The 24,489-nt window shown below is 60.6% G+C and carries 20 protein-coding genes; 9 read left to right on the forward strand and 11 right to left on the reverse strand.

Going from position 1 to position 24,489, the window contains the following annotated elements; all coding sequences use genetic code 11:
• The first annotated feature begins 21 nt into the window (after nt 1–21).
• From EDD75_RS09395 to EDD75_RS09420, 6 genes are all read left to right on the forward strand, one after another.
• The gene (locus EDD75_RS09395; protein ID WP_123931417.1) at nt 22–726 is read left to right on the forward strand and encodes a 4Fe-4S dicluster domain-containing protein; all 705 of its coding nucleotides are present in this window, start codon (nt 22–24) and stop codon (nt 724–726) included.
• A 30-nt stretch (nt 727–756) separates the two neighbouring features.
• On the forward strand, nt 757–1,617 hold the full coding sequence (locus EDD75_RS09400) for a formate dehydrogenase accessory protein FdhE (protein ID WP_170157791.1): 861 nt from the start codon (nt 757–759) through the stop codon (nt 1,615–1,617).
• A gap of 64 nt (nt 1,618–1,681) precedes the next feature.
• On the forward strand, nt 1,682–2,197 hold the full coding sequence (locus EDD75_RS09405; protein ID WP_123931421.1) for a hypothetical protein: 516 nt from the start codon (nt 1,682–1,684) through the stop codon (nt 2,195–2,197).
• Nucleotides 2,198–2,214: 17 nt separating this feature from the next.
• On the forward strand, nt 2,215–3,180 hold the full coding sequence (gene moaA / locus EDD75_RS09410; protein WP_123931423.1) for a GTP 3',8-cyclase MoaA: 966 nt from the start codon (nt 2,215–2,217) through the stop codon (nt 3,178–3,180).
• A 188-nt stretch (nt 3,181–3,368) separates the two neighbouring features.
• Entirely contained in the window at nt 3,369–3,686 is a 318-nt protein-coding gene (locus EDD75_RS09415) for an MTH1187 family thiamine-binding protein (protein ID WP_123931425.1), read from the forward strand.
• Nucleotides 3,687–3,712: 26 nt separating this feature from the next.
• Nucleotides 3,713–4,588, forward strand: coding sequence for an Mrp/NBP35 family ATP-binding protein (locus EDD75_RS09420; protein ID WP_245963167.1), 876 nt, complete (start codon nt 3,713–3,715; stop codon nt 4,586–4,588).
• Nucleotides 4,589–4,655: 67 nt separating this feature from the next.
• On the opposite strand, the gene EDD75_RS09425 is transcribed toward EDD75_RS09420, so the two are convergent.
• The 10 genes from EDD75_RS09425 to EDD75_RS09470 form a co-directional block, all read right to left on the reverse strand.
• Nucleotides 4,656–5,498, reverse strand: coding sequence for an FAD/NAD(P)-binding protein (locus EDD75_RS09425; RefSeq protein WP_123931429.1), 843 nt, complete (start codon nt 5,496–5,498; stop codon nt 4,656–4,658).
• Nucleotides 5,495–6,520: a 4Fe-4S dicluster domain-containing protein gene (locus EDD75_RS09430; protein WP_123931431.1), complete on the reverse strand. Its 1,026-nt coding sequence runs from the start codon at nt 6,518–6,520 to the stop codon at nt 5,495–5,497. The genes EDD75_RS09425 and EDD75_RS09430 overlap by 4 nt, the downstream gene beginning before the upstream one ends.
• Nucleotides 6,521–6,539: 19 nt before the next feature.
• Nucleotides 6,540–7,505 carry a 4Fe-4S dicluster domain-containing protein gene (locus EDD75_RS09435; protein WP_123931433.1) on the reverse strand — a complete coding sequence of 322 codons (966 nt, stop codon included), beginning with the start codon at nt 7,503–7,505 and terminating at the stop codon, nt 6,540–6,542.
• On the reverse strand, nt 7,502–7,951 hold the full coding sequence (locus EDD75_RS09440) for a hydrogenase iron-sulfur subunit (protein ID WP_211328189.1): 450 nt from the start codon (nt 7,949–7,951) through the stop codon (nt 7,502–7,504). Before EDD75_RS09440 ends, EDD75_RS09435 begins: the two co-directional genes overlap by 4 nt.
• A complete protein-coding gene (locus EDD75_RS09445; protein WP_123931437.1) occupies nt 7,948–9,933 on the reverse strand; it encodes a CoB--CoM heterodisulfide reductase iron-sulfur subunit A family protein in 1,986 nt (661 codons plus the stop codon). Before EDD75_RS09445 ends, EDD75_RS09440 begins: the two co-directional genes overlap by 4 nt.
• A 23-nt stretch (nt 9,934–9,956) precedes the next feature.
• On the reverse strand, nt 9,957–10,817 hold the full coding sequence (locus tag EDD75_RS09450; RefSeq protein WP_123931439.1) for a CoB--CoM heterodisulfide reductase iron-sulfur subunit B family protein: 861 nt from the start codon (nt 10,815–10,817) through the stop codon (nt 9,957–9,959).
• 1 nt (nt 10,818) lies between these two features.
• Nucleotides 10,819–11,373, reverse strand: coding sequence for a 4Fe-4S dicluster domain-containing protein (locus EDD75_RS09455; protein ID WP_123931441.1), 555 nt, complete (start codon nt 11,371–11,373; stop codon nt 10,819–10,821).
• Nucleotides 11,374–11,706: 333 nt separating this feature from the next.
• Nucleotides 11,707–14,457 (reverse strand): helicase C-terminal domain-containing protein, encoded by a 2,751-nt coding sequence (locus EDD75_RS09460; protein WP_123931443.1) that lies wholly within the window; start codon nt 14,455–14,457, stop codon nt 11,707–11,709.
• A gap of 50 nt (nt 14,458–14,507) precedes the next feature.
• The gene (locus EDD75_RS09465; RefSeq protein WP_123931445.1) at nt 14,508–14,822 is read right to left on the reverse strand and encodes a LapA family protein; all 315 of its coding nucleotides are present in this window, start codon (nt 14,820–14,822) and stop codon (nt 14,508–14,510) included.
• 132 nt (nt 14,823–14,954) lie between these two features.
• Nucleotides 14,955–16,100: a S1C family serine protease gene (locus EDD75_RS09470; protein WP_123931447.1), complete on the reverse strand. Its 1,146-nt coding sequence runs from the start codon at nt 16,098–16,100 to the stop codon at nt 14,955–14,957.
• Nucleotides 16,101–16,301: 201 nt separating this feature from the next.
• On the opposite strand from EDD75_RS09470, the gene lonB reads away from it, so the two are divergent.
• Together lonB and lon are read left to right on the forward strand one after the other, a co-directional pair.
• Nucleotides 16,302–18,008 (forward strand): ATP-dependent protease LonB, encoded by a 1,707-nt coding sequence (gene lonB / locus EDD75_RS09475; protein ID WP_123931449.1) that lies wholly within the window; start codon nt 16,302–16,304, stop codon nt 18,006–18,008.
• A 135-nt stretch (nt 18,009–18,143) separates the two neighbouring features.
• Nucleotides 18,144–20,516, forward strand: a complete 2,373-nt coding sequence (lon, locus tag EDD75_RS09480) for an endopeptidase La (RefSeq protein ID WP_123931452.1) — start codon at nt 18,144–18,146, stop codon at nt 20,514–20,516.
• Nucleotides 20,517–20,665: 149 nt separating this feature from the next.
• Here the strand turns inward: lon and EDD75_RS09485 are convergent, their stop codons facing one another.
• Entirely contained in the window at nt 20,666–21,655 is a 990-nt protein-coding gene (locus EDD75_RS09485) for an ABC transporter substrate-binding protein (protein WP_170157792.1), read from the reverse strand.
• A 183-nt stretch (nt 21,656–21,838) separates the two neighbouring features.
• On the opposite strand from EDD75_RS09485, the gene EDD75_RS09490 reads away from it, so the two are divergent.
• Nucleotides 21,839–24,478, forward strand: coding sequence for a valine--tRNA ligase (locus EDD75_RS09490; RefSeq protein WP_123931456.1), 2,640 nt, complete (start codon nt 21,839–21,841; stop codon nt 24,476–24,478).
• Nucleotides 24,479–24,489: the final 11 nt, after the last annotated feature.

Below are 24,489 nucleotides of genomic sequence, written 5' to 3' on the forward strand. Positions count from 1 at the left end.
GCATGAGAGGGGATGATCGGGATGCCCAAAGCGGTACTCGTTGACCTTACGCGCTGCATCGGGTGTCGCAGTTGTCAGGTCGCTTGCAAGCAGTGGAATGACCTGCCGGCGGAGCGGACATCCTTCGGCGGCGGGCGGGACAACCCGGCGGCTTTAAGCAAGACGACCTGGACCAGAGTGGAACATAAATACGTTACGGACGGAGCAAAACTAAGTTACCGTTTCGTGAAACGGCAGTGTATGCACTGTCTTGAGCCCGCCTGTGTCGGGGCCTGTTTTATGGGGGTGCTGAAAAAGACGCCCCAGGGGCCGGTGGTCGTCGCTGCGGACAGGTGTATCGGCTGCTACTACTGTCAGGTGGCTTGTCCCTTCGAGGTGCCCCGCTACGAGTGGCAGAAAGGAAAAGCGCGGCCTCAGAAATGCCGCTTTTGCTTCGAACCGGGCGGGAAGTACGATCGCCTTGGTCAGGGACTTGCCCCGGCGTGCGTTCAAGCGTGCCCTACCGGGGCCCTGAAGTTTGGGGAACGGGATCAGCTTATTGCTGAAGCGTGGGAGCGAATCAACGCCCACCCACACTACGTGCGGTACGTGTACGGGGAAAAGGACCAGGGAGGCACTTCCTGGCTTTACCTCTCGGATGTACCGTTTGCGGAGCTTGGATTTGAGGTAGGTTCGGGAGCGGCTAGCTTCTTTAAACGGTTGCAGAGGCTGAGAACAGGCTCTTAACGCCAAAATTTCGGGTAGCGGAGGATGCAGGTGAAGAGGCTGGACGTGGCAGACCTTGCGGCGCAGATGGTGGCCCTCTGGGGAGCGTTGGGCTCCTGTGGGGTTACTGCTCCGCTCTTCTTTAAGCGATCACCTACCGTTCAAGAGCGGCAGGAGTGGGGGAAGGGTATTCCGTGGGTGATGCTTCTCCCGCCCCAGATTGAGACGGATTCTTTCGCCACAGTGGTTGCCTGTATCGCGGGTGCTATAAAGCAGGTTCTACCGGAACTGGAACCCGAAATTGCGGCGGTAGATAGGGCTTTAACGCAGGATGAGTCGTTGAAGGCGGTTCTCACAGATTACCTGCGCGAGAGAATCATACGTAAGGACGGCGTTGTGCGGGAAGTACCTCTGCCGTCCGGCCTTTCCCCCGAGGCGGTGGGGTTTGTAACCGGTACGGCGGCGAGGCTTCTGATGCGGGCTTACGCAAGGGAAGCAGCGGCCTGGTTTGCCGCCGGTGAGTGGCGGCGGGGCATCTGCCCTGTATGCGGGAATTACCCGGTTTTCGCCGTTTTGCAGGAAGAGGAGCGGGCGCGGCATTTGTATTGCGGCCTTTGTGGCACGAGCTGGCGGTTTGAGCGGCTGGCTTGCCCGTTTTGCGGCCGCCAGGACGGGCAGGGGGAATTGCTCATCTGGGAAGAGCAGCCAGCGTACAGGGTTTACCTCTGTCACGAATGCCGGGCCTATTTGAAGGCGTTTGACGCTAAGTGGGGGAAACCGGAAGACCTGCTTGTAGAATCTTTTCGCACGCTTTTTTTAGATCTGCTGGCGCTGCGCGAAGGTTACCAAAACCCAGCGCTGGAGTGGAGCAACTTGCTGGTGGAACCCCATTCCTTGCGGTCGGAAGGCTAAAGGTGCGGCTACATCTTTTATAGCGCCTTTGCTTACGGAGTCAGAAGAAGGAGGGTTCTCGGTAATGAAGAAATACGCTATACTGATGTTAGTGCTGGCCCTTTTACTTACCGGGTTGGCGAGTCTGGGTCCGAGTCCTGTTCAGGCTTACCCGAGTATGGGTGGTAATTGTGCTCTCTGTCACCCCGGCGGTGCGCCGGGAGGCAGCAAGCCGGCACCGGCACCGCAGAAAAAGACTACGCCTTCTAGCAAAACTGGGGTGACGCAGCAGAAACAGGCCGGAGCAACGCAGAAGCAGGCCGCACAGGCTAAGCAGGCGGCAAGCGCGGCCCTTTCCTGCAAGCAGTGTCACCCCCGGGCTACAACGCCCGTTGCGGGGATGAAGTGTGAGGCCTGTCATGAAGGTGGCGCGGCCCATATGAAGGCACCCACAAAGGTGAAAACCAAAATCGGCCGTCAGCCGGTGAAAGTTATGCTGGCCTACGAGGTTAATATAGGTTCTGGCAGGCATATCGGGTTGACCAAGCAGGGCGCTGAAGTTTGTGCTGCCTGCCACGCGCACGCGCATAGTAACGACTAAAAGAGGCGGGCTGTTTTGTGGGTAGAGAACGGCAAAGGGTTGATTACCTACGTATTTCCGTGACTGACCGCTGTAATCTTCGCTGCCGTTACTGCTTGCCTTCTGAGGGCGTGCCTACAGTTCCGCATGCAGAGGTCCTGCGGCACGAAGAGATTGTGGCTATAGTTCAGGCGGCGGTTGCGGTGGGGATTAAAAAGGTCCGGCTTACGGGAGGGGAACCGCTCGTCCGCAGGGGAATTGTGGAGTTAGTGGCGATGCTGGCGGCGGTTCCCGGAATCGACGATGTAGCGCTGACGACGAACGGCGTCCTCTTTCCGGAAATGGCTGCGGCGCTTAAAAGAGCGGGCTTGCGGCGGGTCAACATCAGCCTCGACACCTTACGGCCGGAACGTTACGCCTGGATCACGCGGGGCGGGGATTTGCAAAGGGTTTTAACGGCCGTGGAGACGGCTCTCGCGCTTGGACTGCACCCGGTCAAGCTCAACATGGTAGTGCTGAAGGGTTTCAATGACGACGAAATTATCGATATGGCGCGGCTTTCCCTGGAGCGGCCGTTACACGTCCGGTTCATCGAGCTAATGCCTTTCGGCCCGGCGGACGCGCTGCAGAACGAATGTTTTTTCCCCACCCGGGAGGTCCGGGCGCGCCTTGAGGCGCACTTTGGTCCTCTTGTCACCATCCGTAAACTGGCCGGCTGCGGCCCCGCCTGTTATTACCGGATACCGGGTGCGACCGGCACCATCGGCTTTATCAGCGGGGTTACCGGCCATTTCTGCTCTCGCTGCAACCGCCTGCGCCTGACCGCTACGGGAGAGCTCCGGACCTGCCTTTTTGGGGGGCCGGGGGTTGATCTCAAGGGGCCGCTCCGGGCTGGTGCTAATCAGGCGGCGGTCGCGGCGCTGCTCCGCGAGGCGATTGAGAAGAAGGCCGGAACCAGGGCTAAAACCGGGCGGCTTGGCGTGATGGCCCGTCTTGGCGGGTAAGGTGTAAAATTAGGTAGCGCTGCTGCTTTTCGCTGCGGGGCGGAGGGTGCATTTCTGCGACTCTGTCTTGATTTTTGGTGTGTTTCGCTTTAAAATGTGTATAGATTAAAGTTTTGAGCATAAGCTATAAATCCCCCGGCACCGGAAACGGGAGAGGGGGGTCTATCTTTTCTACGGGAGGGAATCCTATGGCCGGCGTGGTGGCCGAAATCGCGGTGGTCCCTCTTGGGACGGGCTCGCCAAGCGTCAGCCGCTACGTGGCGGAGTGTGTGCGGCTACTTGCGGCGAGCGGGCTCAAGTACGAAGTGACGGCGATGGGGACCATCGTCGAGGGTGAGCTCGAGAAGGTGCTGGCTGTGGCCCGGCAGATGCACGAGGCACCTTTCGCCGCCGGGGTTGCCCGCGTAGTAACGACCATCAAGATTGACGAGCGGCGGGATAAGGCACTTTCGATTCGGGGCAAAGTAGCGGCGGTAACCGGGCAACTAAAGAATTTTGGGGTTTAAGCGGAGGTGTTTTTTGCTTGGCCGGAGTGAAGGAAGAATGTGAAAAGGCTGGTAAGCAGTGTGGTGCGTGTGGCGAACGGGAAACCTGTCCGGCAGGGGAAACTTTTGCGCCGGCTCATAAGCTCTCTCAGGTGCGCCACCTGGTAGCGGTCATGAGCGGCAAAGGTGGGGTGGGGAAGTCCTCGGTGAGCGCGCTTTTAGCCACAACCCTATCCCGCCAGGGATGCCGGGTTGGTATCCTGGATGCGGACATTACCGGGCCGAGCATCCCCAAGCTTTTCGGGATTAAGGAGCGGGTGGAAGGGAGCGAGTTCGGCGTTTATATTCCCAAGAGCCCTAAGCTCGGGATCTACGTGATGTCGGCGAACCTCTTTTTAGAGCGGGAAGACGACCCGGTGATCTGGCGGGGGCCGATTATCAGCAACGTGATCAGGCAGTTCTGGACCGATGTGGCTTGGGGAAAACTCGACTACCTGATAGTCGACTTACCACCGGGAACAGGGGATGCGCCCCTCACCGTGATGCAGTCCCTGCCGCTTGACGGGGTAATCATCGTTTCTTCGCCTCAGGACCTGGCGGTGATGGTGGTGCGTAAGGCGATCAGGATGGTGGCGGAGATGAAGGTACCTATCCTGGGCCTGGTGGAGAATATGACTTACGTTACCTGCGGGAAGTGCGGCCAGAAGATATTTGCTTTCGGCGAACCGCAAGGGGAAAAGGTGGCGGCGGAAACCGGCGTGCCGCTTCTGTCAACGCTGCCGATAGACCCAGAGCTAAGCCGCCTCGGCGACGAGGGGCGGATAGAGGATTATACCCCCACCGGACTTGAGGAACTGGCCAGCACTCTTGAGGATCGGTTCAAATCTTCCTCTAAGACGGCCCGGCTTCTCTTCCAGCAGTAACAGAAGAAAAGCAACTCCCGCCGGCGTGCGCGTTTCCGGCGGGAGTTGCTTTTTTTTTCGCTGGCCTTTAATACTCTGGCGGGAGTTCCTTGAGCGCGGCGAGGTTAAAAACAGGGCCGTCCCGGCAGACAAACTTGGCGCCGATGTTGCAACGGCCGCACTTGCCGATGCCGCACTTCATCCGCATCTCCAGAGTGGTGTAGATCTGCTCCTCTTTAAAGCCCAACTTTTCAAGCTCTTTCAAAGTAAACTTAATCATGACCGGCGGACCGCAGATGGCCACAAACTTGTTTTCTGGCGCGGGCTTGATCTCTGCGACGTAGGCCGGAACGAAGCCGACGTGCCCCTCCCACCCTTCCTCAGGGGCGTCGATCGTCGTCCAGACTGTAACCCCCGGCGTTTCCGGCCAGGTCCGGAAGACCTCTTCCTTATAACAGAGGTCGCCGTACGAGCGGGCGCCGTAGATGATTTCGATATTGCCGTAGTCCTTCCGGTTTTCCGGGGCAATCATGAAGTTTACCAGGGGCCGCAGGGGTGCAAGCCCTATCCCCCCGCCGATGACTAATAAATCGTTACCCCGCATTGCCTCTACGGGAAAACTGTTGCCGTAGGGACCGCGGACGCCGATCTTGGCGCCCGGCTCCAGTTGGTGGATGGCGGTGGTCACTTTTCCCGCACGCCGGATGCTAAACTCGATCCAGTCCCGGGAAGTGGGTGAAGAAGCGAGGCAGAACATCGCCTCGCCTACCCCGAAGACGGAAACCATTGCCGTCTGACCCGGCCTGTGACGCCACGCCGCCATCGCGTCGGGGTCGTCGAGTACCACCCGGAAGGTTTTGACGTCCCCGGTTTCCTGGATGATATCGATGATGGTTGCCGGTTGCGGCAGAAGCGGATTGGCTACCTTCATACCTGGAGCCCCCTCACTGTGGCGATGACCTCCCGGATGTCAATGTTGACGGGGCAGAGGGCGACGCACCGGCCGCACCCAACGCAACCCTCAATCCCGTAACGGTCTAAATTGTACTTAAGCTTGTGGAAAAACCGGTTCCGGAGGCGCTGGTGGAGCGCGTGCCGGGGGTTATGCCCGCTGGTATGGAGCGTGTAATCCCGGAAAAGGCAAGCGTCCCAGCATCTAAGCCGCTTCCCTGTGTTTCCCCGGTTCTCGTCGGTAATGTCAAAGCAGTGACAGGTGGGGCAAACGTAGGTGCAGATACCGCACCCTAGACACCGCCGGCTGAGCTCCTCCCAGTACGGGTGGTTGAAGAGCGCCGCCATCTTTGCCGGAAGATCTGTTACCGCTACCTGCACCGCAAATTCCGCCGTGAGCGCTTGCTCTTTGGCGCGCAGGGCCTCGTCAATCCCGGCCACCTTTTCCTCGTAAAACTCGGGGTCCTGGAGCACGATCTCTTCCCCTTTCGGGGTGAGCGCCTCAACAAGGTAAGCCGTCCCGATATCGGTTAAATGAATGTCCGCCCCCGTTCCCTTGAGCGGCGAGATACCGTAAGCGGTGCAGAAGCATTCGGGGCAGGCTGTGTTGCAGCTCATGCCGATAAGGAGTGTGTTTTCGCGGCGGGCGGCATAGTAGCGGTCCGCCGGCTCCTGCAGGAATACCGCGTCCAGCACTTGGAAACTCCGGAGGTCGCAGGGACGAACCCCGAAGAGGACGGCGGGAGGCGCCAGAACGTTTTCTTCCAAGACAAGATTTTCTTTGCTGGTGGCGTAACGGTAAATCTCTTCCGTCTGCGGGAAGAACCATTCCTTCGGCGGCACGACGCTCTTAGGCGCGTCAACAGCCACTTCGGCTGCCGCCTTGACCGGCCGGTAAACGGTAAGGTTGCCTTCTCTTACCGGTGCCACTAAAAGGAATTTCTGCATTAGCCGCTCGAGAAAGGAAAGGAGACGCTCTTTTTTTAGGAGTTTCAGGACCATCTCTCAGACTCCCGCTTTTTTACTCAAATTCATCCGGATCGGCGAGCGAATAAACACACAGGGCGCCGCACGGATCTTCCTCTGTTTCACCGAAGAGGGACGCGATGTCCGCGGCGAGCTTCCGGTTGAGGAGCATCAGCGGGATGCCAACCGGGCAGACCCGCTCGCATTCAGCGCAGCCGGCGCACCGGCCGGCGACGTGAAAAGCCCGGATCAGGTGGTAATGGTAGTTATCCGGCAGGCTCTTGGCCTTGCTGATCCAGGTGGCTCCCTGCTGCCACCCGGGTACCGCTTGCTCAAAGGTGCACTCGGTGCAGCTGCAGGCGGGACAAACCTCCCGGCAGGCGTAACACCGCAGGCACCGGCCGAAAACCTTTTCCCAGAAGGCTGCCCTCTCCGCAGCCGGAAGCGCCTCAATCGCTCTGATTTCTTTTAACGGGTCATATTCGGGGTCGGCTACCGGCGGGGCCTCCTTCCCCACCATCACGTCAACGCCGGCGGGGTTGTTCCTGGTGCAGCCGAGGCACTTTTCCATCAGGAACTTCCTTTTTTCGAAGGTGCGTTCTTCGCCCCGGACGCGGAGCACGAAACTTGGACCCCGGTCCTCTACCGCTTCGATCCGGGGATTCGGGCCCAGTTCCGCCAGCACCCGCTCGCGGGCGAGCATGCCGCCGCAGGGAACCCCTACGAGCGTGATGCGGGCGCGATCGAGGTGGCGTTCGGCAACGAGACGGTCCACGGCAGCGCGGTCGCACCCCTTAACGACCACGGCTACCTTTTTATCTGCGTGCCGGAGGATGTATTTCACTAAGTTGGGGACGCAAAAAGGATCGAAAACGAGGCCGGTTACCTCTTCCGGCTTTGTAACGAAGAAGGGGCGCGCGCAGGCCGGCCGCGTGCCTGCGGCGTAACCGATGAAAAGCTCAACGCCTTCATTTAAGAGCCGTGCTGCTTCCCTGCGGAGGGATTCGGTTATTTCCTTCATTTTTCTTCCCTCATTACCCGGTTGGGACCGAGGTCCCTCAGTTCTTCAACCATTTCCTTGATCGTTTCGGCAAAACGGCCCCCTTCGGCCGCCGAAACCCAGCGTACCTTGAGCCTTTCCGGCGCAAAACCGGTGAACTCGAGCAGCCGCTTGAAGAGCATGAGCCGCCGCCGCGTGAAGTAGTTACCGGTGACGTAGTGACAGTCGCCCGGGTGGCACCCCGCCACCAAAACGCCGTCGGCGCCGCGCTGAAAAGCCCGCAGGATGAACTGCGGGTTAACCCGGCTGGAGCAGGGCACCCTGATAATGCGCACGTTGGCCGGGTACTTCAATCTGCTAACACCGGCCAGATCGGCGCCGGCGTAGCTGCACCAGTTACAGAGAAAGGCGACAATCTTCGGTTGCCAGGTGCTGTTTTCCCTTTCTGCTGCACCATTTTTATTTATAGACAAAGGGCGTCAACCTCCGCAAGTAGTTGATCATTGGTAAATCCTTTGAGGTCTATCGCTCCGGCCCGGCAGGTAACCGCACAGGCGCCGCATCCCTGACAGAGCCCCTCGTTGACCCGGGCCACGATCCGTTCCCGCGGGGGCTGGCCGGGAATGCGCTCCGTGATGACGGCTTCCTGGATCGCGCGGTAGGGGCAGACCTTCTGGCAGGCCAGACAACCGGTGCAGAGCGCCTCGTTTACGCGGGAAACCATCGGGTTGGTTTCCAGTTCATCCTTAAAGAGCAGGGCGCAAACCTTTGCCGCCGCGCCGCTTGCCTGGGCGACGGTGTCCGGGATGTCCTTCGGCCCCTGACAAGCGCCGGCTAAGAAGACGCCGCCGGTGTGCGTTTCCACCGGGCGCAGTTTCGGGTGGGCCTCCTGGAAGAAGCCGTCTTTATCCACGGGGATACCAATCATGCGGGCGAGGTCGTGGGCACCTTCGGCCGGCGTGACCCCGGTGGCGAGGACCACCATATCTGCCGCAATCTCGACCTGCTCGCCTAAAAGGGTATCGGCACCCTTAACGATGAGCTTGGAACCTTCCTGGAAGACTTTCGAAACCCGGCCACGGATATAGACCGCGCCTTCCTCCATAACCCGGCGGTAAAACTCTTCGTAGCCTTTGCCAAAGGTGCGGACGTCAATGTAGAAAACGTAAACCCTGGCCCCCGGTATCTTTTCTAACACCTGATGGGCGTGTTTAGCGGTGTACATGCAGCAGATGCGCGAGCAGTAGGCCTTGCCTTTGGCCTCATCCCGGGAGCCTACGCACTGGATAAAAACGACCGTTTTCGGCTCTTTCCCGTCTGAGGGCCGCTGGATCTTGCCGCCGGTGGGGCCAGCAGCGTTTACCAGCCGTTCGAAGGCCATACCGCTGATAACGTCTGGGTAGCGTCCGTAGCCGTACTCGCCGTAAACCTTTTCCCAGGGGAAGAGGCCGTAACCGGTGGCCACCACAATGGCGCCAACGTCCACTTCGATAATCTCGTCCTGCTGGTTGTAGTCCACTGCTTTGGCCGGGCAAACCTTGGCGCAGACACCGCACTTGCCTTTAGTAAGCTGCCGGCAGTGGGCGGCATCGATCACCGGCTTGTTCGGCACCGCTTGCGGGAAGGGTATGTAGATTGCCGACCGCTCGCCCAGTCCCAGGTTAAACTCGTCCTTCACACTTACCGGACACCTGGCCCAGCAGGTGCCGCAGCCCGTGCACTTGCTGTGGTCAACGTATTTCGCCTTCTGGCGAATGCGCACTTTGAAGTTCCCGATGTAACCGCTTACTTCCTCCACCTGCGCGTAGGTGTACAGCTTCACCCTGGGGTGCTGGGCCACCGCTACCATCTTGGGGGTGTTAATGCAGGCCGAGCAGTCGAGGGTGGGGAAGGTTTTGTCGAGTTTCACCATGTTGCCGCCGATGGTGGGTTCCCTTTCGACCAGAACCACCTCAAATCCGGCATCGGCAACGTCCAGGGCCGCCTGGATGCCCGCGATGCCACCGCCGATGATCAGGCACCGTTTGGTGACCGGGATGCGACCGGGTGAGAGGGGTGTGAGGCGCGCGGCTTTAGCCACAGCCCGCCGCACGATATCGACTGCTTTCCGTTGGGCTGCTTCCTGTTCGTGGGGGTGGACCCAGGAGCAGTGCTCCCGGAGGTTGGCCATCTCTAAGAAATAGGGGTTAAGACCGGCTCTTCGCAACACCTGGCGGAAGGTTTCCTCGTGCAGCCGGGGGGAGCAGGAAGCGACCACCACGCGATCGAGCCGGTGCTCCCTAATCGCCTCGATGATGAGGTTCTGGCCGGGGTCGGAACACATGTACTTATAGTCGGTGCTGAAAACAACCCCGGGGAAAGAAGCCGCCTCCTTCGCTATTGCCGGACAGTCAAGCACCCCACCAATATTCGAACCACACCAGCAGACAAAAACGCCGATTCGCGGCATAAAGCCTCCCTTTCTCTCGTCCGTTAGGCACCGAGCGCTTTCAGCGCCCGCTGCGGATCCACGAAGTGGCCTTCGAAACCGAGATCGCGGGGATTAAGCCCCATTGCCAGACCCAGGAGCTGTGGAAAGTAGAAGATGGGCAGCGCGAAGTTGGTGCCAAAGAGCTGGTTAACTTGCCCCTGCCGGAGGTCGAGGTTGCTCTGGCAGAGCGGACAGGCACAAGCAATCGCCTGGGCACCGGCGTTTACCGCGTTCCGCAAGATCCGGAGGATCATCCTAAGTGCTGCTTCCCGGGCCCCGAAAATGAGCGAGGCGCCGCAGCACTCGTTCTTATAACCCCAGTCTACCGTTTCTGCCTTGGTTACTTCGATGATCTTGTCCATCAGCTGCGGGTTTTCGGGGTCGTCACAGGCGACTCGGGGCGGCCGCACTAAAAGACACCCGTAGTAGCAGGCCACGCGCAGTCCCTTGAGGGGATTTACCACTTGAGCGGCCAGTGATTCGAGGCCCACCCCGGCGATCGTTTCGAGGAGGGAATAGACCCGCACCGTCCCCCGGTAGGGTCGCCCTATCACTTCGGTTACCTGCCGGGCAAGGTCCTCGTCCCGCACAAGCTCTTCGTGCGCCACCCGGAGGCGCTGGTAGCAAGCGGCGCACGGGACCGTAACGTCCAGCCCCATTTCCTCCGCGAGCAGGAGGTTACGCGCTGGCAGCGCCACGGCCAGAAAAGGGTCGGTGCTGTGGGCCGCGGTTGCGCCGCAGCAGTTCCAGTCGGGCAGGTCCACCAACTGGATGCCAAGGTGGCGTGCGACCAGGCGGGCCGAAAGATCGTATTCTTTAGCACTCTTTTCTAAAGAACATCCCGGGTAGTACCCGATTCTCATTTTACCCTTTCTCCCGTTCGCCAAAAATTCGGGCGACTTCCTGGATTTTCTTGATTCTTACGGGCGTGAGGCCTAACTTACCGTGCCGGAGCATGAACCGGCCTATTGCCGCGTCCCTTAAGGGGGCTTTCGTGCGGAGGTTGAAGGAAAGGGCTACGCCCGTCTCAAAAACCCTCCCGTTTCGCTTGACCGACTGCAGGAAAAGATCGTTAAAAAGAACCACCCTTCTGCCCTGCGCGGTTTTGCCTTCCTGCCGGGCGATGACCCGGAGGCTGTCCATTACCTGGGCGATATCAATGTTGCAGGGGCAGCGGGTGGTGCAGGTGGAGCATCCGGAGCAGACCCAGATTGCGCGCGCGCTCAAGACCTTGTCCTTCTGCCCTAACTGGAGCAACCGGATGACCTGGTTGGGTTTGTAGTCCATGGCAAAGGCTGCGGGACACCCCGCGGTACACTTGCCGCACTGGTAACAGTGGAAAAGCGTTTTCTGACCGCTTGCCCGGACTACCGCTGTGAGGAAACCGGGGTCGGTAGTATCTGTTTTTTCGAGGAACACGGCCAAGACTCCCTCTTAAATAAGGTTTAACGAGTTCCTGCGCCTGCTTAATTTTTAACTCCGAAGCGCGGGCGCCGTTATTAGTTGTTCGTTAAAAAAGCAAAAAATCCTCCTTGGCGGTAAAATTAAAACCCTGAACGGCACGCGTGAAGATACTATAGATACCAAAACTTTTCGTGCCTCAACGGGCAAAACGGGTAAGTAACGCCCGTAAAAATCCCGGCAGCCTAATGAAGAAGACGCGCACCTTTCTTCCCCCTTCGGTTTTGTCGCCTCCACCGTTATTTTATTCGGGAGCGCGCAGGAAAGATAACGGAAAATCATACCAGCCCGCTATCCGTGGCTGGCGGTGGTGTGGTTTTTAAAACGGGTCCGGAGCCAGGCGCTCGCTTCGGCGAGCGACATGGCCATCACGGGTATGGGTGGCAGGGAACGGATAAAGGAAGCGCCGTAACTTTTTGCGAGCAGCCGGCGGTCGAGCACTACCACTACTCCTTCATCCTGCTGGGAACGTATCAGGCGCCCGAAGCCCTGCTTGAAGCGTAGAACGGCGTGGGGGAGGCAGAGCGCCTGGAAGTCATCCTGTCCCTGCGCCGCCAGGAGGGCGCGCCGGGCTGCCAGAACCGGCGCTTCGTAGGGCGGAAAGGGCAGCTTGACGATGACCACCAGCCGCAGGATGCCGCCGGGGAGGTCTACCCCTTCCCAAAAGCTTGCCGTGCCGCAGAGAACGGCGCGCGGCATTTCCCGGAACTCTTCGGTGAGCCGTGTGCGTCCCCCGTCGATCCCCTGGGCGAGAACGACGATCTCTTCCGGCTCTAGGCGCGCTTTAAGGCGCACGGCCACTTCGCGCAGTATCCGGCTGGCGGTGAAAAGAACCAGCGTGCGACCGGCTGCCGCGCTGGCCAGGTCGGCCAGCGCTTCTGCTACCGCCGCGAGATACTCTGCGGCGGCTACTTCCTGCCACAGCGGCAGGTTCCGGACAATACAGAGAGCCGCTTTTTCCCGGTAGGCAAAGGGAGAGTCGATTTGCAGGAAACGGAGCTTTTCAGATGGCACCCGGTCGAGGCCGACACGCTGCAGGTAGTGGTCGAAACGCCTTTCCACGGTTAAAGTAGCCGAGGTGAGGACGATGCCCCGGGGGTGGGTGAAAAGAGCCTGGTGCAGCGCTGCCGCCACCGATACAGGAGCGGCCTTGAGCACGGCCCGGCGCGTGCCGATAGAATAACCTCCCTCCACCCAGGCGACCCGATCCGCAGACGTGCTGGCGACGATTTCCGTCAGGGTGTCAAGCAGGTTCTGCCCCTCCTGCAAGGCAAGCCCGAATTCTTCGACCCAGTCCGCCTCCCAGTTGGCCGTTTCCCGCAAGAGCTCCCGGCAGACGGCGAGCAAACCATTAAACGCCGCGGTCGCTTTTTGGTACCAGGTATTGGCTTCCGTGTCGCGGATGAGGTGGCTGCTGCCGGTATTAAGCAACCTGGCCGGTAGCCCCCCTCCCGGTCCCGGGAGCTCTTCGTGTCTTACTATCTCTTCCAGCAGAAGGAAAAGATTTGCGGCCGCGTCTTGCAGCGCCTCTACCGCCGTCTTTATCCTGCCGGCCGTTCTTTCCCCGGCCGGCAGGAGGAGAAGGGCCTTGCCGGCGCGCCGGAGAAGCGTATCGAGGCGCGCCAGCCATTCATCAATGGCGTGCCGGGAAATGCTCCGGGTGAGACATTCAGTGGCTACATCCTCGAGGTGGTGGGCTTCGTCAATAACCAGCGGGCCGTATTCGGGGAGGACCGCTTGGCCGCCAAAGGCGTCCGTTAGGAGGAGGGCGTGGTTAGTAATGAGCACCATTGCCTGTTCCGCCTGGCGGCGGGCCCGGTTTACAAAGCAGTGCGCCACCCACGGGCAGCGCCTGCCAAAGCAGCCTTCGGCCGTGGCGTTTATCCGTGGCAGCGCTTCTTTTTCCGCTTCGAGGAGGCTGAGTTCCCCGAAGTCGCCGGTAGTGGTCGCCGTAAGCCAAACGAGTACCCGGGCGTAAAACCGAGCCGCATCGGGGGAAAGCGCGCGCTCCTCCAGGACCTGCTCCCAGCGCCGGCGACAGAGGTAGTGCTGGCGGCCTTTGACCAGGGCCACCGGGAAGCTTGCACCAATGGCCTGCTGGACCACGGGGATGTCTTTGCGGAGCAGCTGCTCCTGGAGGTTGACGGTGTGGGTCGAGATGAGGGCGCGCTGGCCGTGAGCCAGGGCCGCGCGGGCCGCCGGGATAAGGTAGGCGAGCGACTTTCCGGTTCCGGTTCCCGCTTCCGCGAGGAGGTAGAAACCTTCGTTGAAGGCTTCGCTTACGGCCGCCGCCATCTCTTTCTGCTGGGGCCGCTCTTCGTAACCGGGAAAGACGGCGGCCAGCCTGCCGCCGGTTCCGAAGATATCAGCGTCGGTTGCCACTTCTGGGGGTAAAGCGCTGCTTTCGGTTTCTCCCGGAGGCGGCGGGGCGCAGGCTGCGGGGTGACGTCCAGCAAGACTTCCCTCCCGCAGCGCCTTTTTAAAGAAAGCGGTCCAGGCGGAGCCGGCCTGCTCCAGGAAGAAGATCAAGCGCGGGAAAATGGCGACGGGAAGTTCGGCTATTTTTCGGGTAAGCGCGAGAAAGATTTGCGCCGTGGTCTCGGCATCGGGAAGGGCGCGGTGGTGCACCGGGCACTCTATCGCGAGGGCGGCGGCGACCCTTTGCAGGCTAAAGGCCGGAAGCTGCGGCAGGAGAAGGCGCGCTAGTTCACAGGTATCGAGACGGTGTGCGAGCGGCTGGCCGAGGTAGCGTTCCAAAAAAGCAGCGTCGAAATCCACGCAGTGCCCCACCACGGGCAGATCGCCGATGAAGGCCGCGACTGACGGGGCGATCTCGCGCCAGGGGGGTGCCTCCCGGAGCGCTGCCGCGTCGATTCCGGTAAGACGCTTGACCCGGAGGGGGATGGGACCTTCTGGCCGCACTAAAGACGAAAACCGCGCGGTGATGGCGCCGTTCTCGATACGGCAGAGGCCTACTTCGACGATCTCGTCCCGGGTCCGGTCCAGACCCGTAGTTTCTACGTCAAGAGCTACGTAAAGCATGAGCAGAACCTCTGCTTTAATTCCCGTGTTTTGAGACCCGCAGCGTAACTCTAAGAGAGATTTTCTTCTTCGCGGCGCTGGTTTTTCTTCTCCCGCTCGGCTTCTAGCTTGGAGACGCGCTGGGAGAGCTTCAGGTTCTGGTGGGAGAGCTCGCGTACCCGCAGGGTGTGGCGGAGTTCGCGCCCCACGCCGAGGATGAAGACGATAAGGGCCCCGCCGGCCGCTGCGCCGAGAACCACTAACGCCAGGGAGATTCCCTTGAATTCCCAGAGGAGAAACCGGATGTCAACCTTGGTAGCGTTTTGCACCGCGAAAGCGGCGACGAGGAGCGCGAAGATGAGGCCTATAATTATGTAAAGTTGCATTTATTCACCCCCGAAGAAAACAGAGCCACTCACGCGCTACGCTGCTCAGAACCTACCGGTCTGGAGTTGCCGGTTGCGCCGCTGAAGATTGAAAGAAAAAGGGCCTAAGGTCGGGCCCTTTTTCGCGCCAATTTACAGTCGCGCCGGTTTTTCGTTAATTACGACGCGGATGCGGACGAGCTTGCCTTCGCGCCAGAGCAGGAGTTCGACCGTGGCGCCCACCTTCTGGTCCTTAATTGCCGCTACTAAGTCGTCAGGAGTCTTGATCTTCCGGCCGGCGATCTCCAAGACCACGTCCCCGCGCGTGATGCCCGCCCGCTCGGCAGGGCTTCCCGGCACCACGCCTACTACAAGCGCGCCTTCGGCCCGCGGCAGCTTGAGGTAATTAGCCCAGTTTTCGTCCACCTGCTGGACCTGAACGCCCAGCCAGGGCCGGACCACCTTTCCTTTCTTAATCAGTTCGCCAAGCACTCCTTTTACCGTGTCGGACGGGATGGCGAACCCGATGCCCTGGGCCTGAGCGTTTACGGCGGTGTTGATGCCGATGACCTCGCCTTTAAGGTTTAGGAGCGGGCCGCCGCTATTCCCGGGGTTGATCGAGGCGTCGGTCTGGAGAAGGTTTTTGTAATGGCGGTCTTCGATATCGATCGGGCGCCCTTTCGCGCTGATCACGCCCACCGTAACCGTATGGTCGAGGCCGTAGGGGTTGCCGATTGCGATCACCCACTCCCCAACGCGCGCCTGCTGCGCGTCACCAAGCTTGAGATAGGGGAGCTTGCGGGGCGCGTCGATCTTCAGCACCGCCAGGTCAAGGTCGTAGTCTGCGCCGACCACGCGGGCATTGAAGGGCTCGCTAAAACCGCTAACGGTTACCTTGATCTCGCTCGCGTTGTCGATCACGTGTTCGTTGGTGAGAATGTAGCCGTCATCCGAGATGAGGAACCCGGAACCGAGTCCCGGGCGGTACTCCTGCCCTTCCGGCATGACCCGGCCAAAGAAATCGCGGAAGAACGGGTCGTTGAAAAAGGGATCGAGGTGGGGGTTCCGAACCGGCGTAAGAGTATCAATCTTTACCACTGCCGGCCCGGTCCGATCTACAATGGCGGCGATAGTATCGGCGCCAAGGCCCGGAAGCTCTGGACCGGCTACCGCGGTAGTTCCCCCACCGTTGAATGCGGCTCCTTGGTGGAGGTCCTGGACGAGGTAGCAGCCCCCCGCAAAGCAGATGCCCGCGATAAAGGCTATCAGAGCTACCGGTACGAGCCAGCGTCTGAACATCTTTTCTCCTCCTTATACAGTCACTACCCTGACAGGTAAATTATAAAACTCCGTTAGCAGGCAGACAAGCCTTTTTAGAAGCGCTCATACCGGAAATTTGGATAAAAACGGGAAAACCTAACAATAATAGAACCTTGAAGATGAGATTGGCGAAAGCAAGAACGGGGTGCCGAACTAGCGCTTTGCAGAGGGGGCAGGATTATGCTTGATTTCCCTAACGGTCTGGCCGGGATCATTACGTTGGTACAGATTTTCTTCGGTATCGTCATCGGGCTCTACTTCTGGAACCTGCTGCGGGCCCAGCAGGGGGGCAGGACGGCGGTGCGGCGCGAATCGCACCGGGAGGTAGAGCGGCTCCGTCAGTTACGGCAGATATCCCTCACCGAGCCGTTAGCAGAGCGAACGCGTCCCCGTAGCCTGGGGGAGATCATTGGCCAGGAAGAGGCGGTAAAAGCGCTACGGGCGGCGCTCTGCGGCCCTTACCCGCAGCACGTGCTCCTCTACGGCCCGCCGGGGGTGGGGAAGACCGCCGCGGCGCGCCTTATTTTGGAGGAAGCGAAGCGAAGCGAGCATTCGCCCTTCGGTAAAAACGCGAACTTTGTGGAAATCGATGCGACAACCGCCCGCTTCGACGAGCGGGGGATTGCCGACCCCCTGATCGGTTCGGTACACGACCCGATTTACCAGGGGGCGGGTCCGCTCGGCGTGGCCGGGATACCCCAGCCGAAGCCGGGGGCGGTGACCCGGGCCCACGGGGGGATTCTTTTCCTCGACGAAATCGGGGAACTGCATCCGGTCCAGATGAACAAGCTGCTAAAAGTTCTTGAGGACCGGCGCGTGCTGTTAGAGAGCGCCTACTACAATCCCGAGGACCCCAACGTTCCGGCGCACATCCACGATATCTTCCAGAACGGCTTGCCGGCAGATTTCCGGCTGGTAGGGGCAACGACCAGATTGCCCGAGGAAATCCCGCCAGCGATCCGTTCCCGGTGCGTGGAGATCTTCTTCCGGCCGCTTTCTCCTGAAGAAATCGGCGTGATTGCGGCAAACGCGATCCGGCGCATCGGCCTGGAGGCGGAAGAGGGGGTGCTCGGCGTGGTGATGAAGTACGCTACCAACGGCAGGGAAGCGGTCAACATGGTTCAGCTTGCCGCCGGCATGGCCATCGCCGAAGGACGGTCGGCCGTCCGGGTGGTCGATATGGAGTGGGTGGTGACCTGTGGCCAGTATAACCTGCGCCCGGAGAACAGGATGCCTTTCCAGCCGGCGGTTGGTGTGGTCGCGGGGCTGGCGGTTTGCGGGCCCAATGTCGGCACGGTGCTGGAAATTGAAGCCTCGGCGCTTCCGGCCGAAAAGGGGCGGGGGCGACTTACCGTAACGGGGGTGGTGGAAGAAGAGGAACTCCAGGGAGCGGGACGCCGGGTGCGCCGGAAGAGTTCGGTGCGGAACGCGGTCGAAAACGTCATCACGGCGCTGCGCTTTGTAATGCGCGTCGAGCCCGGGAACTTCGACATTCATGTTAACTTCCCCGGCGGGGTGCCGGTGGACGGCCCTTCTGCGGGGGTGGCGATTGCCACGGCCATCTACTCGGCCCTGACCGGCATCCCGGTAGACAACCGGGTGGCCCTCACAGGTGAAGTCTCCATCGGTGGGAAGGTCCGTCCCGTCGGCGGGATAGTTCCGAAGGTGGCGGCCGCGGTCCGGGCCGGGGCGAAGCGGGTACTCATTCCCCGGGATAATTACCAGCAGCTTTTCAGCGAGTTTCGCGGGGTCGCGGTGGTTCCTGTGGACCGGTTGGAAGACGCCATCCGGGAAGCATTGGTTGGCGAGAACAAGGTTGCGGCCGGGGAGGTCTGCCTGCGGCCGGTGGTTTCCTGCGGCGCCGGCATGAGTTGCAACAACATCTGAGCCCAAATTTCCATTTTCGGGCTTTTATTACTCTGCAAGGCGTTTATTCCTGTAGCATGCCCCTATCTCCTGTGCTAAAATAAAAATTAACTAATCAGGTAACAGGAGCGGTTCGCCGCAACGGAGGTGCTACAGGTGGAAGCAAAGACGCGGGTTTTGCCGCTTTTACCGCTGCGCGGGGTGTTGGTCTTCCCCTACATGGTGATCCACCTCGACGTTGGCCGGGAAAAATCGGTTCGAGCGATAGACGAAACGATGCTGCGCGATCGTTTTATTTTTTTGGCCGCGCAGCGGGACGCCCAGATTGACGACCCGCAACCCGGGGATATTTACGAAGTCGGTACTGTTGCCGAAGTTAAGCAGCTCTTAAAGCTTCCTGGCGGGACGATCCGGGTGCTGGTGGAGGGTGTGGCGCGGGCGAAAGTTCTGCGCTACGTGGCGGAGGAGCCTTTTTTCCGGGTGGAGGTCGAGGAGTTCGCGGAGACCCAGACGGGAAACAGCCATGTGGAAGCACTGAAACGGAGCCTCATCAGCCAGTTTGAGCAGTACGTAAAGCTTTCCAAGCGCATCCCGCCCGAGACGGTCGTTTCGATCGTGAGCATCGAGGAGCCGGGCCGGTTGGCGGACATCATCGCGTCGCACCTGACCCTGAAGGTCGAGGATAAACAGGAGTTGCTTGAAGCGGTAGATGTGGCGGCGCGGCTGGAGAAGCTCTGCGCCATCATCTCCCGGGAACTCGAGATCGTGGAGCTTGAGCGGCGGATCAACATCCGGGTCCGGAAGCAGATGGAGAAGACCCAGAAGGAGTACTACTTGCGCGAGCAGATCAAGGCGATTCAAAAGGAGCTGGGCGAGAAAGACGAACGGCAGGCCGAGGGTGAGGAGTACCGGGCCAAAATCGCGCAGGCTAAACTTCCCAAGGAAGTTGAAGAGAAGGCGTTAAAAGAGGTCGAGCGCCTGGAAAAGATGCCGCCGATGGCGGCTGAGGCTACGGTGGTGCGAAACTATTTGGACTGGCTGCTGGCCCTGCCGTGGACTAAGACGACCAGGGACCGCCTCGACATCGCCGTAGCGGAGCAGATCTTAGAGGAAGACCACTACGCCTTGAAAGAGCCCAAAGAGCGCATCTTGGAATACCTGGCCATCCGAAAGCTGGCCAAAAGTATGAAGGGGCCGATTCTCTGTTTCGTAGGGCCGCCGGGCGTCGGCAAAACCTCACTCGGACGGTCGATTGCGCGGGCGCTCGAAAGGAAGTTCGTCCGGATCTCGCTCGGCGGCGTCCGGGACGAGGCGGAAATCCGGGGGCACCGGCGGACTTATGTGGGTGCTTTGCCGGGGCGGATCATCCAGGGTATGCGTCAGGCTGGTTCGAAGAACCCGGTTTTTTTGCTCGACGAGGTCGATAAGATGAGCACCGACTTCCGGGGGGACCCATCAGCGGCGCTTCTCGAGGTGTTGGATCCGGAGCAGAACAGTGCCTTTTCGGACCACTACATCGAGATTCCGTTTGATCTGTCGCAGGTGTTGTTCATCACGACGGCCAACTATCCGTACAACATCCCGCGGCCGCTTTGGGACCGGATGGAGATCATCCAGATCTCCGGCTACACCGAGGAGGAAAAGGTTCAGATCGCGGTGCGCCACCTGATCCCGAAGCAGCTCAAGGAGCACGGGATGACCAAGGAGCACCTGACTCTTTCGGAGAACGCGCTGCGGAAGATCATCCGTGAGTACACGCGGGAATCCGGGGTGCGGAACCTAGAGCGGCAGATAGCGGCTGTCTGCCGGAAGACGGCGAAGCAGATCGTTTCCGGGAAGGTGAAGCGGGCGCGGGTGACGGCCCAGAACATCGAGAAGTTCCTCGGTATCCCGAAGTACCGTTACGGGCTGGCGGAAAATGCTGATGAAGTAGGTGTGGCGACCGGCCTTGCCTGGACGGAAACCGGCGGCGATACCCTCTCCATCGAGGTCACCCTTTGCAAGGGTAAGGGGAACCTGATCCTGACGGGGAAGTTAGGCGACGTGATGAAGGAGTCCGCGCAGGCCGGTTATAGCTTCATTCGTTCGCGCGCGCGGCAGTTAGGGATCGACGAAGATTTTTACGAAAAGTTTGATGTCCACATCCATGTTCCGGAGGGCGCGACCCCAAAGGACGGTCCTTCTGCCGGTATCACCATGGCGACCGCCCTCGCTTCGGCGCTTACCGGGCGCAAGGTACGGCACGATGTGGCGATGACGGGGGAGATCACCCTGAGGGGTCGGGTCCTGCCCGTCGGCGGGATCAAGGAAAAGGTTCTGGCGGCGCACCGGGCAGGCATCAAGACGGTAATCCTGCCGGCAGACAACAAGAAGGAACTCGAAGAGGTCCCGCCGCACGTGCGGAATAAGCTTAAGGTGATCTTCGTCAGCCATATGGATGAAGTATTGGCGGCGGCGTTGGTTGACGAGCACCCACCGGCTTTCGCGCAGACGGAGAACATTCCGGTGGTGGCCTGGAGCCAGGCGTGAGCGGCCCCGGGGGTAAATGGGGGGCGCGTTTCCGCCGGAGGGAATTGGCGAAGGCGCTTTGATAAAGAAGATTGAAGGGGGCGGGCGGAGCCGCCCCTGATTTGTTTTAATTGCGCTGTTGGCGACAAAGAGGGACGGGATTGGGAGGTTTATTGTCCGGGGCGAGGTTGCTTTCGGCTTGGTGTGGGGCCGAGGAAAATTGTTTCGTAAGGGAGCGGGGCGGGGAGTTCGCCCGCCTGCTGTAACAACTCCTGGAGGGAATTCAGGCGGTCCGGACCGGGGTTAGCGGTAACGTACCAGAGACGCGTGCGCTGGCCCCGGGCGATCACCTTTTCTAAGGTCGGAAGGCTCAGGTGGGGGAAATAGGGGGCTACCAGCCATGCGATTTCGGCGGCCGGGTGGGCGTAAAGGTAGGCGGCGCCTGCGGCCGCGGCGCGCTGGAAAGCCGCGAGGGCCGCGCGGTTTGGCAACGCCCACTCCTCCGGTGCGGCTACAACCGTAAGGCAGAGGGGGCGCGAGAGTTGCAGCGGGGCGGCAAAGAAGGCGCGCTTCTGCTGCCAGAGAAGAGTAGCTGCGGGCTCCGGCGCGACAAGGTAGTCGCCTACTCCCGCCAGGAAAGCGGGTATCCTAAGCGGCGGCGGGAGGTTCATAAGCAGCACGGCTTCCCGGTGCGGGTAAACGCCGTTGCGGCGGAGCAGCGTTTCTACTAGCGCGGTGGTAGCGCTGGTAGGTTCGGGGCTGATGATGGTTTTTTGCTTGAGCCCGCTCCAGGAGAACGGGGGGCGGCGGCCGAGCAGGACGGCGTCCGCCTGCTGCGTCAGGGCGAGCACCGCCTTTTCGTGCTGCCCTGCGATGGCGCGGTAAATCACCTCTTCAAGCCCGCGGACGCGCAGCACGGCTCCCCGCGGTAGCGGCCGACCGGCACCGGCGTTGGTGAACCGAACTTCGATTCCCGCGGCCGCGAAGGTGCCACGGGCGGCAGCAAGGTAAAGCGGGATAAGTTCCACCTGCGGTTGAGATACGGCGATAAAAAAGACCGGGCGTTCCGGCGGTCGCTCTCTTTTCAGGAGCGCGAAAAGAAAGAGCGCCACGGCGGCGGCAAGGAGAAGAAGCAGACAAACCCGGGCGGGTGCGCGCAAAGGGATACCTCCACTAATGTATCTCCGGTGGATTTCTATGCCGGCGGGGCGCAAATATGCGGCCCGAGTTGACACCATCGGGCCGGGATGGATAAGATTATTGGTAATATTGAAGGATACCGGGCCGCCGGAGCTTGTTAATTAAAGGCGGCGAATCAGCGCTACCGGGAGGATGGAGCCAAATTGGAAAAGTCACTGCCTTCGGCTTATGACCCCAAGAACGTTGAAGGGAAATGGTACCGCTTCTGGGAAGAGGGTAAGTACTTCCGGGCGACGGTCGAGCCGCAGAAAAAACCTTTTTGCATCGTAATGCCGCCGCCGAACGTAACCGGAGAACTGCATATGGGCCATGCGCTCGATAACACCCTGCAGGACGTGCTCATCCGCTGGCGACGGATGCAGGGCTATGCGGCGCTCTGGCTTCCCGGCACGGACCACGCCGGAATTGCTACCCAGGCACGGGTGGAGGCAATGTTAGCGAAGGAGGGGCTCACGCGCTTTGATTTGGGGCGGGAGCGGTTCTTAGAGCGGGTCTGGGCGTGGAAGGAGAAGTACGGTAACGTTATCACCACCCAGCTCAGGCGTCTCGGCGCTTCCTGTGACTGGGACCGGGAGCGCTTCACGATGGACCAGGGCTGCTCCGAGGCGGTGAAAGAGGTCTTCCTGCGCCTTTACGAGCGGGGGCTTATCTACCGGGATTACTACATCGTCAACTGGTGTCCCCACTGCCGGACGGTGATTTCCGACATCGAAGTGGAGCATAAGGAAACGGCCGGCCATCTTTACTACATCAAGTACCCGGCAAAAGACGGTACGGGCTTTGTGGTCATCGCCACCACCCGGCCGGAGACGATGCTTGGCGACACGGCGGTAGCCGTGCACCCGGAGGATGAACGGTACCGGCACCTCATCGGGAAAACGCTCGTCCTTCCCCTCGTGGGCCGGGAGATACCGGTGATTGCCGACGATTACGTGGATATGGAGTTCGGGACGGGGGCGCTCAAAGTGACGCCGGCGCACGACCCGAACGATTTCGAGATCGGGCGGCGCCACAACCTGCCGTCGGTTAAGGTGATCGGCGCGGACGCGCGGATGACGGCGGAGGCGGGGGCGCGCTACCAGGGACTCGACCGGTGGGAATGCCGCAAATTAGTGGTGGAGGACCTCAAGCGCGAAGGACTGCTCCTGAAAGTGGAGGACTTAACCCACGCGGTCGGTCACTGCTACCGGTGCGATACGGTTATCGAACCGATGGTCTCGCGGCAGTGGTTCGTGCGCATGAAGCCGCTGGCCGAGCCGGCGATTGCTGCCGCGCGGGACGGCCGGGTGCGCTTCATTCCCGAGCGTTTCACGAAGATATACCTGAACTGGCTTGAAAACATCCGGGACTGGTGCATCTCGCGACAGCTCTGGTGGGGTCACCGGATCCCGGTTTGGCACTGCCCCGACTGTGGGGCGAGCACCGCCTCGCGCCAAGAGGTTAAGCGTTGTCCCCACTGCGGCTCTGCACGGGTGGAGCAAGATCCGGATGTGCTCGACACCTGGTTTTCCTCAGCCCTCTGGCCCTTTTCCACGCTTGGCTGGCCCCAAAAGACTGCCGACCTCGCCTATTTCTACCCCACTTCCGTTCTCGTCACCGGTCGGGATATCATCTTTTTCTGGGTGGCGCGGATGATCTTCATGGGGCTCGCCTTCATGGGCGAGGTGCCTTTCCGGGAGGTCTTCATCCACGGGCTGGTCCTGGACGCCCTCGGCCGGAAAATGTCCAAGTCGCTTGGCAACGGGGTCGATCCGATCGAGGTGATCGATAGCCACGGCGCCGACAGCCTGCGCTTTATGCTGGTTACCGGTAATACACCAGGCAACGATCTCCGTTTCCACTTTGAAAAATTAGACGGGGCGCGGAACTTTATCAATAAACTTTGGAACGCTTCGCGCTTCGTACTGATGAACCTGGGCGACGGGGTGGCGCCGCCGGAGGAGCCGGCGGCTTACGAACTCGCCGACCGCTGGATCCTGAGTCGCTACCGGGAGGCCGTAGCAAAGAGCACGGCTTATCTGGAGGCCTACGAGGTGGGCGAGGCCGCGCGGGTGCTCTACGACTTTATTTGGGACGAATTCTGCGACTGGTACATCGAGTTGGTTAAATCCCGCCTTTACCGGGGGACGCCTGGGGAGCGGGCGGTTGCCCGTAGCGTCCTACGGAAAGTGCTGGGCGGCACCTTAAGACTCCTGCATCCTTTCATTCCTTTTGTCACCGAGGAGATCTGGCACCACCTGGAACCAGGGGCGAAGCCGCTCATCGCGCAGACCTGGCCGGCGGACGAGCCGGAGCTTGCCGACCCGGCGGCTGAGGCGGATATGGGCCGGCTCATCGAGATCATCCGGGCGGTGCGGCACATCCGGGCGGAAATGAATGTTCCGCCGGGGCGACGGGCGACAGTGATCCTGGTGGCGCCCGATGCGGGCAGTCGCTTGCTCGTCGAGCAGAACAGGAACTACATCGAAGAGCTGGTGTTAGGTACGGTTACGGTGGCGGTTGAACTGGCGGCGAAGCCCGAACAGGCGGCCCACGCGGTCGCGGCGGGGGTAGAGATATACCTCCCGCTCGGGGGGCTGATCGACTTTGAGAAGGAGCGGGCGCGGCTGGCGAAGGAGCTCGGCGCTGTAGCGAGGGAGCTGGCGCGGGTGGAAGGAAAGCTCGGCAACCCCGACTTTGTGGCTAAGGCGCCGCCGGAAGTGGTAGCCAAGGAGCGGGCGAAGCAGGCGGAGCTGTCCCGCAAGCAGGAGGTGCTGGCAGGGCGGCTGAAAATGCTGGGCTGAGGCCGGCGCGT

It is taken from the genome of Thermodesulfitimonas autotrophica, from assembly GCF_003815015.1.
Lineage (GTDB): Bacteria > Bacillota > Desulfotomaculia > Desulfotomaculales > Ammonificaceae > Thermodesulfitimonas > Thermodesulfitimonas autotrophica.

Coding starts and splice junctions, on each gene's coding strand:
- EDD75_RS09460 (WP_123931443.1), bottom strand. CDS start 14,457: ATGCTTTACGTAGCTCTTGACGTAGAAACTACGGGTCTGGACCGGACC.
- EDD75_RS09405 (WP_123931421.1), top strand. CDS start 1,682: ATGAAGAAATACGCTATACTGATGTTAGTGCTGGCCCTTTTACTTACC.
- EDD75_RS09465 (WP_123931445.1), bottom strand. CDS start 14,822: ATGCAACTTTACATAATTATAGGCCTCATCTTCGCGCTCCTCGTCGCC.
- EDD75_RS09450 (WP_123931439.1), bottom strand. CDS start 10,817: ATGAGAATCGGGTACTACCCGGGATGTTCTTTAGAAAAGAGTGCTAAA.
- EDD75_RS09470 (WP_123931447.1), bottom strand. CDS start 16,100: ATGTTCAGACGCTGGCTCGTACCGGTAGCTCTGATAGCCTTTATCGCG.
- EDD75_RS09395 (WP_123931417.1), top strand. CDS start 22: ATGCCCAAAGCGGTACTCGTTGACCTTACGCGCTGCATCGGGTGTCGC.
- EDD75_RS09430 (WP_123931431.1), bottom strand. CDS start 6,520: ATGGTCCTGAAACTCCTAAAAAAAGAGCGTCTCCTTTCCTTTCTCGAG.
- EDD75_RS09415 (WP_123931425.1), top strand. CDS start 3,369: ATGGCCGGCGTGGTGGCCGAAATCGCGGTGGTCCCTCTTGGGACGGGC.
- EDD75_RS09435 (WP_123931433.1), bottom strand. CDS start 7,505: ATGAAGGAAATAACCGAATCCCTCCGCAGGGAAGCAGCACGGCTCTTA.
- lonB (WP_123931449.1), top strand. CDS start 16,302: ATGCTTGATTTCCCTAACGGTCTGGCCGGGATCATTACGTTGGTACAG.
- EDD75_RS09445 (WP_123931437.1), bottom strand. CDS start 9,933: ATGCCGCGAATCGGCGTTTTTGTCTGCTGGTGTGGTTCGAATATTGGT.
- EDD75_RS09425 (WP_123931429.1), bottom strand. CDS start 5,498: ATGAAGGTAGCCAATCCGCTTCTGCCGCAACCGGCAACCATCATCGAT.